The organism is uncultured Desulfobulbus sp., assembly GCF_963662935.2.
Taxonomy (GTDB): Bacteria; Desulfobacterota; Desulfobulbia; order Desulfobulbales; family Desulfobulbaceae; genus Desulfobulbus.
Window position 1 is genome coordinate 261941 of the sequence record NZ_CAXXTL010000003.1, and the last position, 14771, is coordinate 276711.

12 protein-coding genes and 1 pseudogene are annotated in these 14771 nt (G+C 52.8%); 6 read left to right on the forward strand and 7 right to left on the reverse strand.

Annotation, left to right across the window (positions count from 1 at the left end):
• Positions 1-86 precede the first annotated feature (86 nt).
• Together ACHZCX_RS19925 and ACHZCX_RS19930 are read right to left on the reverse strand one after the other, a co-directional pair.
• On the reverse strand, positions 87-344 hold the full coding sequence (locus ACHZCX_RS19925; protein ID WP_319588959.1) for a hypothetical protein: 258 nt from the start codon (positions 342-344) through the stop codon (positions 87-89).
• Positions 345-405: 61 nt separating this feature from the next.
• A complete protein-coding gene (locus ACHZCX_RS19930; protein WP_319588960.1) occupies positions 406-789 on the reverse strand; it encodes a hypothetical protein in 384 nt (127 codons plus the stop codon).
• A gap of 959 nt (positions 790-1748) precedes the next feature.
• On the opposite strand from ACHZCX_RS19930, the gene ACHZCX_RS19935 reads away from it, so the two are divergent.
• From ACHZCX_RS19935 to ACHZCX_RS19955, 5 genes and pseudogenes are all read left to right on the forward strand, one after another.
• Positions 1749-3158 carry a sigma-54 dependent transcriptional regulator gene (locus ACHZCX_RS19935; protein WP_319588961.1) on the forward strand — a complete coding sequence of 470 codons (1410 nt, stop codon included), beginning with the start codon at positions 1749-1751 and terminating at the stop codon, positions 3156-3158.
• A gap of 321 nt (positions 3159-3479) precedes the next feature.
• Positions 3480-3854 carry a hypothetical protein gene (locus ACHZCX_RS19940; protein ID WP_319588962.1) on the forward strand — a complete coding sequence of 125 codons (375 nt, stop codon included), beginning with the start codon at positions 3480-3482 and terminating at the stop codon, positions 3852-3854.
• A gap of 25 nt (positions 3855-3879) precedes the next feature.
• Entirely contained in the window at positions 3880-5862 is a 1983-nt protein-coding gene (locus tag ACHZCX_RS19945; RefSeq protein ID WP_319588963.1) for a methyl-accepting chemotaxis protein, read from the forward strand.
• 122 nt (positions 5863-5984) lie between these two features.
• Positions 5985-8960 carry a PAS domain S-box protein gene (locus ACHZCX_RS19950; protein WP_319588964.1) on the forward strand — a complete coding sequence of 992 codons (2976 nt, stop codon included), beginning with the start codon at positions 5985-5987 and terminating at the stop codon, positions 8958-8960.
• Between the two features lie 166 nt (positions 8961-9126).
• Positions 9127-9299 (forward strand): annotated as a pseudogene (locus tag ACHZCX_RS19955) (VOC family protein); the annotation flags it as partial.
• Positions 9300-9317: 18 nt separating this feature from the next.
• Here ACHZCX_RS19955 and ACHZCX_RS19960 read toward each other — a convergent pair.
• Entirely contained in the window at positions 9318-9446 is a 129-nt protein-coding gene (locus ACHZCX_RS19960; protein WP_394708850.1) for an Arm DNA-binding domain-containing protein, read from the reverse strand.
• Between the two features lie 164 nt (positions 9447-9610).
• Between ACHZCX_RS19960 and ACHZCX_RS19965 the strand changes: the two genes are divergently transcribed.
• Positions 9611-10708, forward strand: a complete 1098-nt coding sequence (locus ACHZCX_RS19965) for an IS630 family transposase (RefSeq protein WP_319588965.1) — start codon at positions 9611-9613, stop codon at positions 10706-10708.
• Positions 10709-10734: 26 nt separating this feature from the next.
• Here the strand turns inward: ACHZCX_RS19965 and ACHZCX_RS19970 are convergent, their stop codons facing one another.
• From ACHZCX_RS19970 to ACHZCX_RS19985, 4 genes are read right to left on the reverse strand one after another with little or no spacing between them, the layout of a single operon-like run.
• Positions 10735-11205: a hypothetical protein gene (locus ACHZCX_RS19970; protein ID WP_319588966.1), complete on the reverse strand. Its 471-nt coding sequence runs from the start codon at positions 11203-11205 to the stop codon at positions 10735-10737.
• Positions 11186-11737 carry a hypothetical protein gene (locus ACHZCX_RS19975; RefSeq protein ID WP_319588967.1) on the reverse strand — a complete coding sequence of 184 codons (552 nt, stop codon included), beginning with the start codon at positions 11735-11737 and terminating at the stop codon, positions 11186-11188. Before ACHZCX_RS19975 ends, ACHZCX_RS19970 begins: the two co-directional genes overlap by 20 nt.
• Positions 11738-11743: 6 nt before the next feature.
• Positions 11744-12760, reverse strand: a complete 1017-nt coding sequence (locus tag ACHZCX_RS19980; RefSeq protein WP_319588968.1) for a Fic family protein — start codon at positions 12758-12760, stop codon at positions 11744-11746.
• Between the two features lie 54 nt (positions 12761-12814).
• Positions 12815-14731, reverse strand: coding sequence for an N-6 DNA methylase (locus tag ACHZCX_RS19985; protein ID WP_319588969.1), 1917 nt, complete (start codon positions 14729-14731; stop codon positions 12815-12817).
• Between the last annotated feature and the right edge of the window lie 40 nt (positions 14732-14771).

A 14771-nucleotide genomic window follows, 5' to 3' on the forward strand; every position in this document is an offset into this window, starting at 1 on the left:
AAAATTCCTCCTGGAATCCGGCCAAAAAGAGGCTGGAGAGCCGCGATGTTCAAGCAGCAGTCGCGCTCTTTGAGCACCTTACCCTCTCAATATTTCTTCACGAATTTCCTGACAAAATCCCCCAGCTGGGGCGACACCATGCAGCAACCGCCCATGCAGTCGCCAATGGCGTTGATCTCCGCTTCTTCCAGATCAATCAGGGCTCCGATCACATCCATCTCGTTCTTACCGGCAAAGATCCCCTCCGGAGTAAACCACCCTGCCTCTTTTCGGTATTGAAAGCGAGTCGTTACCTCTTCAAGTTGCATTTCTCTAGACAAGTCCACAAACTTTTGGTCGTGCATGCCGCGCCTCCCTGGGGTGAGTTGGGTGGTAAAGTAACCGTAGACAATAAAAGAGGAGCAATCACCAGAGGCTCGGATCAACCTTACCGAGAAAAACCTTGGTGCAGATGAGGATGTTGCGGGCGTTATCCCCGGCCTGGATGCGGAGCAATCCTTCACGGAGAATGATTTTTTTCAAAAGCTCCCTACCGTTGGATTCATTATAGTAAATGTCCGAATCAAGAATATCCTGGACGTTTTCCGGTTCGGTCTTGTCAACGATCAGCTGGATGCCCAATTTGAGAAACGGATCTTTGATCTGCATCAGTTCACCTTCCAGGGCAAGCAGCCCCTTCTTAAAGGCGGTTTCACCCAGATCGCGTAACTGTTTCACCATCGGGATCAAACTTTCCTGATCTTCCCGGCTGCAGGCAGCCTTCGCGGCCAGCGCTAAATCTCGTAACATGGGTACTCCTCAAAAATTTGAGAAAAGGATCGGTAAGATTTCTTCGATCCGTTTGTTGGCTATGGCATACGTATTCTGTACTTACACTATCATGTCTTTCTCATGCAACCAGTGTCATTCACTCATTGAGCTTTGTGAATCCCAGGTTCATCCGTTCAAAATCGGTCGCTGTTCCAATGGCAATAAGCCTGCGATTTTTTGGCCTGCCCCAACAGCATCTACTACCGATACTTTCTGATCTCAAGCTGGGGAAGCTGGTCCAACCATGTATCCTAAACGGTCTCATCTGCCGCTTCAGGCTGTAATCATTGGTTGCCTGTCGATGCCTGTACTTGCCAGCAAATCCTCATCGAATTCAAAAAACTCCGCTAGGTTCTGCTGCGCCGCTGTCTGTTACTGTAACCCGTTCAATGCTAGTAGCTCCAGATCATCAGTACCTGGCTTCCCCGCGGTCGTCACAGGCCGTAACCAACCGACATACAGGCTGTACAGATCGCTCCGTAGCAACTCTTCCCCCTCCAGGGCCAGGCGTACCAACTAGTCATTCCCTTCGGCAAAATCGAAGCGGTCGTCATCATCTCGCCGAGTGACCAGGTCAGCAGCTATCAAGCTGTTGAAAAACTCATAAACTGCGGGACATGCAAAATGAAACCATGAATTATTGTACAAAGGGCTGGAATGGCAGGAGCACACTGTGATATACAACTTATAGAATATCTCGACGCGTTAGCCTTTTTTCCGAACATCGGCAACGGATCGACTTGACGGCAATTGCAATGACCACGCCGGTCATGTCAGACGACGCCTTCAACCGGAAACATTTCCGGATCACACTGAATTTACCAATCATCTCTGCACAGGTTTCAACAGAACCATGGATGAAGCGGGTATCCGCACCTTTCTTCTCAAACCTGTTGCCCCCTGCAACTAGTTGTGAGCACCATTAAACGTTCTGAACGATGGCTAATATCCTAATAGTCGATGATGATACCATGCTGGCCGAGATGCTTACTAGCCATCTCGAGCGCGCCGGACACCGCGTCGTGATCGCTGATATGCTGAAGATTGGCATGGAGCATGCTCGCAACGGCTTCTTTGATCTCATTTTCCTTGATGTGCAGCTACCCGACGGTAACGGCCTGGATGCCTTGCCCCAATTTTTCAAAGTGACCTCCAACCCAGAAATCATCATTATGACCGGATCCGGTGATCCGGACGGCGCGAAAAAAGCCATTCAATTCGGCGCCTGGAGCTACCTGGAAAAACCCCATGTTCTGCGCGATTTATTGCTCCCGCTCACCAGAGCCCTGCAATATCGTGAAGAAAAAATGAAAAGCGGAATCGTCCCGATTGCCTTGAAAAGGGACTCTATTATCGGAAAAAGCCCCGGCATGCTCAACTGCCTCGATCAACTGGCCAAGGCAGCGGTCAGCGAAGCCAGCGTCCTGATCACCGGGGAGACCGGAACCGGCAAGGAGGTTTTTGCCCGCGCCATTCATGACAACTCACTCCGGGCCGGGGAGGCTTTTGTGGTTGTCGATTGCGCCTCACTCCCCGAAACCCTTATCGAAAGCACCCTGTTTGGCCATATTAAAGGGGCCTTCACCGGGGCGGACCGGGCAGCCGGCGGCCTGATTAAAATGGCGCATGGCGGCACCCTGTTTCTCGATGAGATCGGCGAATTGCCGGAACGCATCCAAAAAACCTTTCTTCGAGTCCTGCAGGAACATCGGTTTCGTCCGATCGGGGCCACCCAGGAAGAATGCAGTAATTTCAGGGTGATTGCCGCCACCAACCGCGATCTCGATCAATACGCGGCGCATGGCTTATTTCGCTCCGATCTCCTCTATCGTCTTCGCGCCCTCTCCCTCCACCTGCCGCCGCTGCGGGAGAGAAAAGAGGACATCCGCCCTCTGACGCGCTATTTTCTTACCCGGCTATGCGACCGGGCCAAAACGGACACCAAAGGTATTGCCGACGAATTTTTTGACTATCTGCTCTCCTACAACTGGCCAGGCAATATCCGCGAATTACAGCAGACCCTAGAACAAGTTTTTGCCAACGCCATTCATCACCCCACCTTCTATCCCTACCACCTGCCCGAATCGATCAAGGTGTACAAAACTCTCGAGGGGATTAAATCCGAGCCGGTTGTCCCTCAGACGCCTATCGTCCTGGAGCCTGAGGCAAGCCCTCTGCCTTGGAAGGAATTCAAAGCCATAAAAGAACAAGAATACCTGCAGCTTCTTTTTGCTTACGCCAAGGGCAACATGAAAGAGATGTGTCGTCTTTCTGATCTTTCCCGGGCTCGACTGTACCAGCAGATCAAACTCCACGGCATCGGCGCCTCCAATCAAGATTTTGCCTGACCATCGACTGCACCGTCGAAAAAACTCACCCAATCCCCATCTTTTACGTCTCCCTCTTTTTCTCGAATTCGGTTTCACCATTAGGTACCATTGTCTAGAAAATCAGACTGAACTCTGTCCACAGAATTAGACTGTCTTTTTTTTCAGCAATCATTTTATCGTCATCGCGTTCAGTTAAACAACTCGATTCATCGTAATTATTTAAAATGCTGCAATAAAACAAATTTTTTTCCGCCAACCGTCCCCTTGGCAAGCTTTATGCTCTATAAAAAAGCGAGTTACTTTTGTCGAAGATGTTAACTGCGACACTTAAAGGGGCCTATGAAAAATTTTTTCCTCTATGCGGCAAGGGATTCCGAAACCTTTCGCTGGATCGAACACTTTTTAAGCAAGATACACCCAGACGGTAAACTCATCACCCTGCCACCAGGATCCCAATTCACATCACCGCTCTGCCTGCAACTACGCAGCAACGATATTCTCATCCTCTTTGCACAGGATGAGGAGGAAATCAATGATCTATTGGCTCTGCGCGATGAATATGAAAGCTTCAGAATCCTTCTGATCATAAAAAACGAACAGCAGATATCCGACAGCAAATACCCTCTCCTCACTCCACGATTCGTGTTTTATCTCGACAGCAACATGGGCGATTTGCCAGGATATATAAAAAATCTATTCAATAACAACAGATAAAATATTGCTCCTAAGGATGCTCCTCATGAACAAATTAAAATTATCGGTGAAGATAGGCGGTGGTTTTGGATTCATCTTGGCATTGTTGTTGATCGTGGCTTTTTTTTCCTGGAACGGACTTGATGCGGCCTCCAAAGGAATCAACGAGTATGACCGCCGGGGCAACAACTCGAATCTGGTGGCCAATCTCCAGGAATCAATGCTCCAAGTTCGCATGAAAGTGAAGGATTTCATGATCAATCACAGCGACAAGGACCTACAGGGATATAAGGAGCACATGTCCGAGATGCAGGGAACGCTCGATGAGGCCAAGGGCCGCATTAAAAACCCTGAAAGAGCTGCAAAAATCGCCAAGATTGACCAGAGCGCCGATTCCTATCAAGCTGCTTTTGATAAACTGATCGCTGACATCAAGGAGAGCGATCGCATCATCAACGATGTTCTCAGATCCCTTGGTCCAGGTATGCAGAACGGCATGAACGAGATCATGTCCTCGGCCAAAAACGATCAGGACAACGAGGCCACGGCAAAAGCAGCCCTGGCCACCCAGCACATGCTCCTGGCCCGCCTCTATGCGCAAAGATTCCTGGCTACAGCTGCTGAAAAAGACGCTGAGCTGGTGGTCGCTGAAAACGGCCAGATGCAGGAGATCCTTGCCCAATTAGCGGGCGGATCCCATACGGAACGCAAAACCAAGGCGCAGAAAGTCCTTGCCGATGCCAAATTGTATATCGACAGTTTCAACCAGATGGCTAAGGCCACCATCGGACGCAACACCATTTACAACGGAACACTGACTCAGATAGGCGGGGAAGTGGCCCAACTGGTGAACGACATCCACAAAACCTACGTCAAAGATCAGGTGGGGTTGGGAGAGACGTTAAAGACCTCAAGCCAAATCGCCATCCGTACCACACTGATCATCTCCCTGACCGCCTTACTTCTTGGCTTCGCCTTTGCCACCTTCCTCACCAGGGCTATAACCGGACCAGTCCGCTTGACCGCCGCCTTTGCCGAAACCATGGCCAACGGCGATTTCACCACCAAACTCGATGTCCACCAAGGCGACGAAATCGGTCTCATGGCCCGATCCCTCAACCTGATGGTTGGCCAGTTGGGCACGATGATCAAGGAGATCGTCCATGGTATCAACAGCCTGTCCATGTCATCTTCCGATCTGGCGGCCGTCTCCAAACAGTTATCGTCAGCTGCCAAGGATACTGCCGACAAGTCCGGTTCGGTGGCAGCAGCCTCCGAGGAGATGAGCACCAACTTCCAGTCGGTTTCGGCTGCTATGGAGCAATCCACCAGCAACGTCAACATGATTGCCTCTTCCACCGAGGAAATGACCGCTACGGTCAACGAAATTGCCGAGAGCGCTGAAAAAGCTCGGATCATCACGGAGTCAGCAGTTAAACAATCGCAGGCTACCTCGGCAAAAATGTCTGACCTAGGTGAGTCGGCCAAGAAGATCGGTAGGGTGACCGAAACCATCACCGAGATTTCCGAACAGACCAACCTGCTGGCCCTCAACGCCACCATCGAGGCGGCACGGGCCGGCGAAGCGGGCAAGGGCTTTGCGGTGGTCGCCAACGAAATCAAGGAACTGGCACGCCAGACCGCCGATGCTACCGTTGACATCAAAAATCAGATCAGTGAGATGCAGTCGACGACCAGCGCCACCATTGGGGATATCGCCAAGATTTCCGATGTCATCATTGAAATCAACAGCGTCATCAACGCTATTGCCACGGCGGTGGAAGAGCAGTCGACAGCCACGAGTGAGATCTCCGGCAATATAGCTCAAGCCTCCATGGGAATAGCCGAGGTCAACGAAAACGTGGCCCAGAGTTCGTTGGTGGTGACCGACATCACCCGCGACGTCACCGAGATTAGCCGCCAGTCGAAACAGGTAGGAGACGGCTCCGGTCAGGTGCAGAGCAGTGCCCAAAATCTCTCCGACCTGGCTGAGCAGTTGGAACTGCTGGTGAAAAAATTCAGAGTCTGAACTTGTCCCTCTTTTCGCCTTACTCTGAACCATTAGGCATTGCCGAGCTGTCATGGATTGTTTCGTGGCAGTTCGGCTCCGTTGTCCAAAAATAATTCCACAGAAGTCATCACGAGAGCAACATGCCCCCCTCACCGCCTTCACCAGCAACTAGCGGCAACCAGAATTACGGGAGACTGCCCGCACGGGCTCTGTTCGCCCTGGCCTGCCTGGTGATCGCAGCAATCACTGCAGGTGGGTATGGGTTGTACAAACAGCAGGAACAGACCATCCTGCGCGAACACGGCGAGAATTTGCATGCCATCGCCCAACTGAAAACCAATCAAATCCTCGCCTGGCGTCAGGAGCGACTGGCCGATGCCCGCATGCATTCCTCTGGAATGGTCCGGGTTCTCTCCCAACAATGGCTGCAATCACCTCGTCCCGCTCTCCTGGAAGAGGTGCGCCAACGCCTGCAGTTCTTCCAAGAAAACGAGGGATACGCCAACATGATGCTGGCTGATAGCACGGGGCGCATTCAGTTGTCGCTTCTGCCCAGGATCACCGAACTTGAGCCGGAAGAACAGCATCTTGTCAGTCAGGTTGTCGCCTCGAAGCAGGTTGTTCTCGGCGATTTTTTTCACTGCCGCAACTGCAATCAATCCCACCTTGAGGTCGCGGCCCCAATCTTCAACGGTGACCAGGTCTCCTTAGTGCTCCTTCTGGTTGCTGATCCGGAACGCGATCTCTATCCGATGATCCAAACCTGGCCGATCGTGCACCGCAACGCCGAGTCGATGCTGGTGCGTAAAGAGGGCGACCATGCACTCTTTCTCAACCAGCTCCGTCATCAGCCATCTCCAGCCCTGTCTTTTCGCCTGCCTTTAACCCAAAACAACGCGCCCTCCGTTCAGGCTGTGCTCGGTATCACCGGAATGATTCGCGGTGTCGATTATCGCGGCGTTGATGTTCTGGCCAGCGCAAATGCCGTCCCCGAAACCCATTGGTACATCGTCACCAAGATGGACTCCGATGAAATCCTTGCTGAAGCTCGATACCGAGCAGGCGCGATTCTGCTGCTGGTAACCATGGCAACCGTTATTGCCGGCATCCTGGTGCAGTTTACCAGTCTCGCACGACGCAAAGCCTTGTCCGAGGCCCTGCTCCAAGAAGAGCGCGAACACCGACAGACCCGCGGAGAAAATCGTGCCACCCTCTATAGCATCGGCGAGGGCGTCATCGCCACGGATACTCGAGGGCTAGTGACCCGGATGAATCCGGTTGCGGAATCTCTCACCGGCTGGAGGGAGGCAGAGGCCTTGGGCAACCCCTTGGCCATGGTGTACCAGGTTATTGACGAAGACAGCTGTACATCGGTTGAACTACCGGTTGAGCGAGTTCTGCGCGATGGGGAAATCGTCGGTATGAGCAACCACACACTGCTCATCGCCCAGGACGGTAGTTGTCGTCCCATAGCTGACAGTGCGGCACCAATCCGCAGCGAAGCCGGACTGATCACCGGTGTTGTCCTCGTGTTTCGCGATCAGTCCAAAAGGCGGGCCATCGAAAAGGCGCGGGCCGAGAGCGCCAAACGGTACACCGATCTGGTGGAAAGCATCAGCGATTTCATCTGGGAAACAGGCCCGGATCATCGGTACTCATTCGCTAGCGGGCGGTCCATAGACATGCTGGGCTACACCCCCGAAGAATTTGTCGGCAAATCCTGGTTCGACATTCTCGATAGAGAAGATGAATCCACGGAAAGCGTTGCCCATTTCCAAGCGATCCTCACCAATCGACAACCCTATAGTCAACTCTGCCGTACCTTTGTCAAAAAAGACGGTGGAGAGGTGGTGTTGGAATCGAGCGCCACCCCAATCTTTGACCCGCAGGGTACTTTCCTCGGCTACCGGGGTGTCAGCCGTGACATTACTGAGCGAAAACGGGCCGAGGATGAGCAGAAGAAACTTGAGGCCCAACTCCTTCAATCACAGAAGATGGAAGTCGTGGGTCGTTTGGCCGGTGGCGTGGCCCATGATTTCAACAACATGCTGACCATCATCGGCAGCTATGTCGAAATGACCTTGAATGAACTGAACGAAGAACATCCCCTGTATAAGCGGTTACGTGAGGTCCACCAGGCCGCCCTCCATTCGGCGGATCTGACCCGGCAACTCCTGGCCTTTGCCCGCAAGCAGGTCATCTCTCCCCGGTTACTCGATCTCAACGAAACTATCACCAACGCCTTGAAAATGCTGCACCGGTTGATCGGCGAAAACATCGAACTGGTCTGGAAACCTGGTTCAAACCCGGGCCAGGTGCTGATCGATCCGACCCAATTGGGGCAGATACTGGCCAACCTTGCAGTGAATGCTCGGGATGCTATAAACGGGAACGGGCGCCTAGTGATTACAACCAGCACTGTTGCTATCAAAGAGAAGAATGGCCGGCCAAGACTTGACCTTGCCCCTGGTCGGTATGTTCTGATAACCATCACTGATGACGGCTGCGGCATGGACGAGGTAACCATGTCCAGGATATTCGAACCATTTTTCACCACCAAAGAAGAAGGAAAAGGAACTGGCCTGGGACTGGCGACCGTCTACGGCATACTCATGCAGAATGAGGGAGCTGTCACTGTTAGCAGCGCACCCAATCAAGGAACGACCATCAACCTGTACCTGCCGCAAGCGCAGGTATCTCACTTAATCCTCCAGGAAAACAGCGAAAAAACACAGGATATCGGAACCGAAACCATCCTCTTGGTGGAAGATGAAACCGCCATTCTCGAACTCGGCATCTACATCCTTGAACAACAGGGCTACAAGGTGCTGGTTGCTCCAACACCCACCAAAGCTCTCACCCTGGTTGAGGAGAACCGGGAGGTTATCGACTTGCTCATTACCGACGTCATTATGCCGGAAATGAACGGGAAGGAATTAGCCAGGAGAATCGAGATGATCCGACCTGGAATCAGGGTCCTCTTCATTTCCGGTTATACGGCTGACATCATTTCTCCGCACGGCATCCTCAGCCCAGATATTCATTTTCTCGAAAAACCCTTTTCAGCTCGCAGCCTCAGAAAAAAAGTGCGTGAGGTGCTGCTCGATCATCGCTGAGGGGCGAACGAGCCCAATTCACCCTTTCCCTCTACCAACATGCAAAGTAGAGCGAGTCATGACCTGTTCCCAGGCCTTCACCTGCTCATAGTGCCATCCGCCCAGAAAAGGCCCACCTTGGTTGACTGGCTTCGTGCCTTTTTCTACACTAAACAACCACCAGATCAAAGCGGACGGGTTGACAGTCGAGTTTACGGTGATGGGCGTTCCGTGCCTTGGGCTTAAAGGTGGCCTGCGTTCAAGCACGACGAAGCGTTCTCGTTTCAGGTCGCAACCGTTGACCACGCCCAAACGGATCGCTATTGGAACGCAATCATCGGCAACGGCGGCCAGGAAAGTGCCGCGCTCGTACATCCTTCAAAGAAAAAAACCTGGGTAGACGCCAAGAGAAACTCGTTTTTCTTTTACTCCAAAACGGTACTTAAACCGCCACCACTTGCCCCCAGCAGATAAAACTTCAAGGTACAAGCCCCCGCCATCGAACAAGCGAATAGCCTTATTCCCTGATTTTAGTTTTTTTAATTGCTACGTCAGTAGGTGACATGGGGGCAACTCCTTAGCAGGGATTAGCAGTTGCTCCCCAATATTGCCCCCTAGTGTCCCGTGCGGTTAATTGGGCACATTTATCAATTTATGTGTTATAGTGCGTCATGCCACGCACACATGAAAACTATACAATTAATGAAGACGAGCAGCGGAGCCTCGAAGCCCTGCTGCGTTCACCTAAAACAGCGCAAAGCCTTGTATTCCGTGCGGAGATCATCCTGCTGACGGCTTCTGGAAAGACAGTTGAGCAAGTGGCAAGCCAGCTCGGGACCACTGCACTGACTGTCTACCGCTGGAGGAAGCGATTCAAAGATCAAGGCCTCACGGGCCTTCAGGATCGTTTTCGAAGTGGTCAGCCCAAGAAGCTTCCCAAAGAAGAAGTCATGGAAGTGCTGAGAATGACCGTGGAATGCATTCCTCGAGAGGCGACTCATTGGAGTGTCCGCCTCATGGCGAAAGCGGCTCATGTCACCACCTGGCAAGTGCGGGAAATATGGAAGGCTGCCGACTTAAAACCCCATCGGCTCAAGACATTCAAAATCAGTAATGATCCACACTTTGCTGAAAAGGTTATAGATGTCGTTGGGCTGTACATGAATCCTCCTGAAAATGCGGTTGTTTTATCCGTTGACGAAAAAACTCAAATTCAGGCATTAGATCGAACCCAACCGATGCTCCCGTTGCGGCCAGGCCAAATTGAACGTCGGACACATGATTATAAGCGAAACGGGACCACCAGCCTTTACGCTGCCTTTGACATTGTAACCTGTAAGGTTATTGGGAGGACGACAGCACGGCACAGGGCAAAAGAATTTCTCGATTTTCTTCGGCAAATAAAAAAAGCAATGCCGTCAGATGTTGACCTCCACGTTATTCTGGACAACAGCAGTACACACAAAACGGTTGAAGTGAAGAAGTGGCTCAAGACCAATCCCCGCTTCAAAATGCATTTTACCCCAACCAGCGCATCATGGCTTAATGCTGTAGAAGGCTGGTTTGGACAGCTGGAACGTCGTTCTCTTTATCGCGGAGTTTTTACCAGTGTCAAAGAACTGAGAAACGAAATCCACCGTTTCATAAGCCCTCATAATTCAAAGACGGCAAAACCTTTCAAGTGGACAAAAAGCGCCGATGGTATCCTTGATAAAGTGGAAAGAGCAAAACAATCATTAAACAACGAGACTAACCGCACGAGACACTAGTTCCCCCTTGCTATCAACGTATTTCATCAGACTTCACCGGACAACAAAAAAACCCGTAATCCTTGAAGGAGTGGAAAAAACCCGACGGTATGTTTTCCGGACAGGTGGTCAAAGAGTACCTGATCAGTCACCGGCAACAGTAAACGCTGCGAGCAGTCACCGCATTTGACCTTCGGTTTGTGGCAGATGCCGGGCTTCCATTCGCTCCTGCAGGTTGGTGAATAACCGGCCGAATCCTTGGCAGATTGCCAGCGTATCGGATAGACGTCGGTGCGACCACGGAACAGAAGGCGAAAGAGCGCAATCTTTTCGCTGGTGGTGAGGTGGTTTGCGGTTGGCGGGGATTCGGCGGTGGGGGAATCCGGCTCTTTGTCAAAAGCTACCTCCCAGGCAATACCATGACTGTTCAGCAGGGCCTTGAGACGGGCGTTCTCTTCCCGCAGTTGCTGCAGCTCATCCGGTGGTTCTCTATTTTGCTCATTGCTTGCCAAATCCATACTCGGCCATCAGGTCATCCATGTCCTCACCGACGCCCCATCCCCAATCGTCGGCTTCATAATGTACACTATCAAGGCGCTCAAGATATTGTTCTTGCTGGCCCGCATCTAGCTGCCGAATGCATTTCAAGGCCTGCTCAAACATCCGAACCAGGGCATTGAAAAAACCCTCGTCATCTACGCTGCAAAATCCGAGGAAATCCCTGCAGGACTCGCAATAGAGCACCGACAGCTCGGCCAACCCTTCGGAATGGCCGACGGCTTTTTTATAATCAGAGATCGCCTTCTTGGCTTTGGAAACTGAATAGTCCTGGTTGCGCATCACATCGGGACAGACCCAGCGGGAGATGGTAGCCTTGTACGGTTCCAGAACATCATCGCCCATCCCAAAACGGGCATGAAGGAAAACCTTATTCTCCTTGCTGGCAGCGTAAAGGTCTTGAACCAATCCGAGCAATGCGTGTTGGTCCAGATCGGCAAGGTTACGTTTGAGGTCGGTCCAGGTCGGTTTTTTCTTATTAGACGTGGTCATTCTTCCTTACTCGCCGACACAATCGTGCAGCCACTGCTGCCCCTTATCGGTTAGGCGATAGTGCTGCAAACGGCTGTTGGGTTTGTCCTGGATAGTCATTTCAATCAGTTCTTCAGCCAGCGATGGTTTGAGATACCGCTCGCGGAATGACTTGCGATCCTGCAAATCAAGCGCGTTCTGCAATGCCTCGCGGGTCATTTCGCCTTGGAGAACCTGCAGCAACCGCTTGACTTGGGGGGTGACTTGTAGGGCGACTTGGGGGGTGGCAGTGGAGACAGCATCAAGAATCATCCTGAGCATGAATTCGATAAAGGGTGCTGAATCGGTTTGATCCGTGCTCTTTTGCAATGCCTGGTAATAGTCTGCCTGGTGTTCGTGGACCAGACTTTCCACCGGGATATCGGCAAACAGTGGCTTCCAACGGGTCAGAATCAAGGACTGCCAGAGACGACCCATCCGGCCATTGCCGTCGGCAAAAGGATGAATGAACTCGAACTCGTAGTGAAACACTGAACTGGTGATCAGGGGATGCTCTTCGGAGGCAGCCAGCCAACGGAAAAGATCAGTCATCAACCCCAGAACACGATCCGCCGGGGGGGCGAGATGAATGACCTCGCCGCCTGCCATCACGCCGACACTGCCGCGCCGATACGCCCCAGGCTCATCAAGGAGCCCGGCCATCAGGATGCGGTGTGCTTCCAGCAAATCCGCCGCTCCTTCCGGATTCCATTGTGCAAAACGATCATACGCGACAAGAGCGTTCCGCACCTCCTGAATCTCGCGGGGTGGCGCAATGACGCGTTTACCCTCGACAATCGCGGTGATCTGCGCCTCGCTCAGAGTATTGCCTTCAATGGCCAGCGATCCCCGAATGGTGCGAATGCGATTGATGCGTCGCAGCCGCAGCGCCCTGGACTGATCGGTGAGCACGACCAAACGCCCTACCGCTTCGCTGACCCGGGCCACCAGATGGACAATGGCCGGGGTGATGGTGTAGGGCGGATGGTAATTGTTCTTCTTCATTCACGCCTCTCTTCTCTCTACTCGATACAGATGGGAGCGAAGTTCATACGCACCTCACTCAGCTTCCGCCAAGAGTGCTTTCAGTTTTCCGAGCGCCTGCGCAACAATTTCACCCTGCGCTTGGATTGTGTCGATAATCTCCTGCGGCGTGCGGCTGTCCACCTTGGCGACCGCATTGGGATTGACGGCTTTCAGGTCGAATACAGCGGCGTCGATGCCAGCTGCTTTGGCCTCCAGATCCCGTGCGGCCTTGTCCTGGTCTTTGATGGCTGTTTCCAGCGCCTCGAGTTTCTGGGCTCCAGCTTTTTCTTTTTTCAGTCGCTTGAACTGCTCTTTCAGATCGACCACCGTCGCCCTGAGCTGTGCTGATTCCTCCAGCAGCGGTTGCATCTCCACACGTGCCTTGGCGCGCCGCGCCGCAAAATCAATGGTCCAGGAATAACGGCTTTCGCCCTCGGGCGTCCCTCGAGCCTGCAGCATCCGTGCATAGCTGGGAAAAGCTTTCCCTGCATTGGCTGCATCCTCCAGCCAGTCGGCGATAAGGTTGGCCGGAAGGAGGTTGTCTGTCAGCACCGCTGTATTGGTATCAAAACCAAAATGGGCCAAGGTCAGCGGCGTTTTTTTCCCGACTTTCACGGCGGACAGATCGTAGTACCAAATCTTTTCGGTCTTCCTGCCTTTGGTGAAAAACAGCAGGTTGGTTTTAACACCGGCACCGGCAGTGGAAAAAACTCCGCCCGGCAGACTCACAATCGCCCACACCGCACACTCGTCCACCAGTTTGCGTTTTGTTTCAACAAAGGCGCTCTCGTTGGTGCGGAAGAGCAAACCCTCATCCAAGACGATGGCGCAGGTCCCTTTGGGGGCCAGTTCGCTTAAAATATCCTGCACAAACAGCACCTGGGTGGAACCGGTCTCAAAGGCGTAGTTCTTTTGCGCGTCTTTGCCCTCTTTGCCACCAAAAGGCGGATTGGTGAGAATCACATCAAAGGTTTTCGGAGCCTGTTCAAACAGCGCGCCGTAGGTGGCGCGTTTGGTGAGCGTGTTGCCGTGCCAGAGATTGGGTTGATCAATGCCGTGCAACACCAGATTGGCCAGGGCAATGGGGAGCACCAGGTTTTCCTTCTCCCGGCCGAAAAAGGTGTCGTGCTTGAGCGTGTCGATATCGGTGCTGGTGGCACTGTTGCCGAGGTTGCGGGCGATATGCTCATAGGCAATGGCCAAAAAACCGCCGGTGCCGCAGCAGGGGTCATAAATGGTCTGGCCCAGGGTGGGATGGACCGTATGGACCATGGCCCGGATCACCTCGCGCGGGGTGAAGAACTGGCCGCCATCGGAATTTTTTTCCCCCATTTTCAACAGCAAATCTTCATACACCTGCGACAGGGTAAAAAAGTGGGTGTCGTCCACCTGCTCGGTTTTGATCTCGTGCACCTTGTCGAGGATGTCGCGCAGGTTGGTTTCGCTGTCCACCCGTACCCGTTCCACTGCGGTCATGATGCGGCCGACAATCCGTTGCTTGCGACTGGCGGAAGGGTTGGGCAGGCCAGTGCGCTTGTCAATATCCAAGCCGTGCAGATGGGGCAGCAGCTCTTTGTTGATAAAATCGAATAAGTTGCCATCGCCCGCTGCAAACAGTTCCTGCCGTTTCCAGCCAAAAGGTTTGCATTCGGCGGTTGTGGGGTGATCCGGTTTGTCAGCAAACGGGGCGGCCCAGTCCTGCCAGCGAAAAGGCGGCTGCAAGGCGGCCGTAAAATCCGCGCCCACAGCCTCAGCCGCATCCCGCGCTCTGGTCTCCTGATCATCGAGAATCCGCAGGAACAGAATCCAGGTCAGCTCCGGCACATATTGCAGGGCGCTGGCGCAGTTGGAGCGGCGCATGATGTCGCAGATCGATTTGACAAAGGCCGAAAGCGATTGGGTGGAGCCGATGGCCTTGCCCTGTTTGGTGGTATTCTTTTTCCTCATCATTTCTCTTGTTGTAGGAGCGGGCCATGCCCGCGAAAATGTA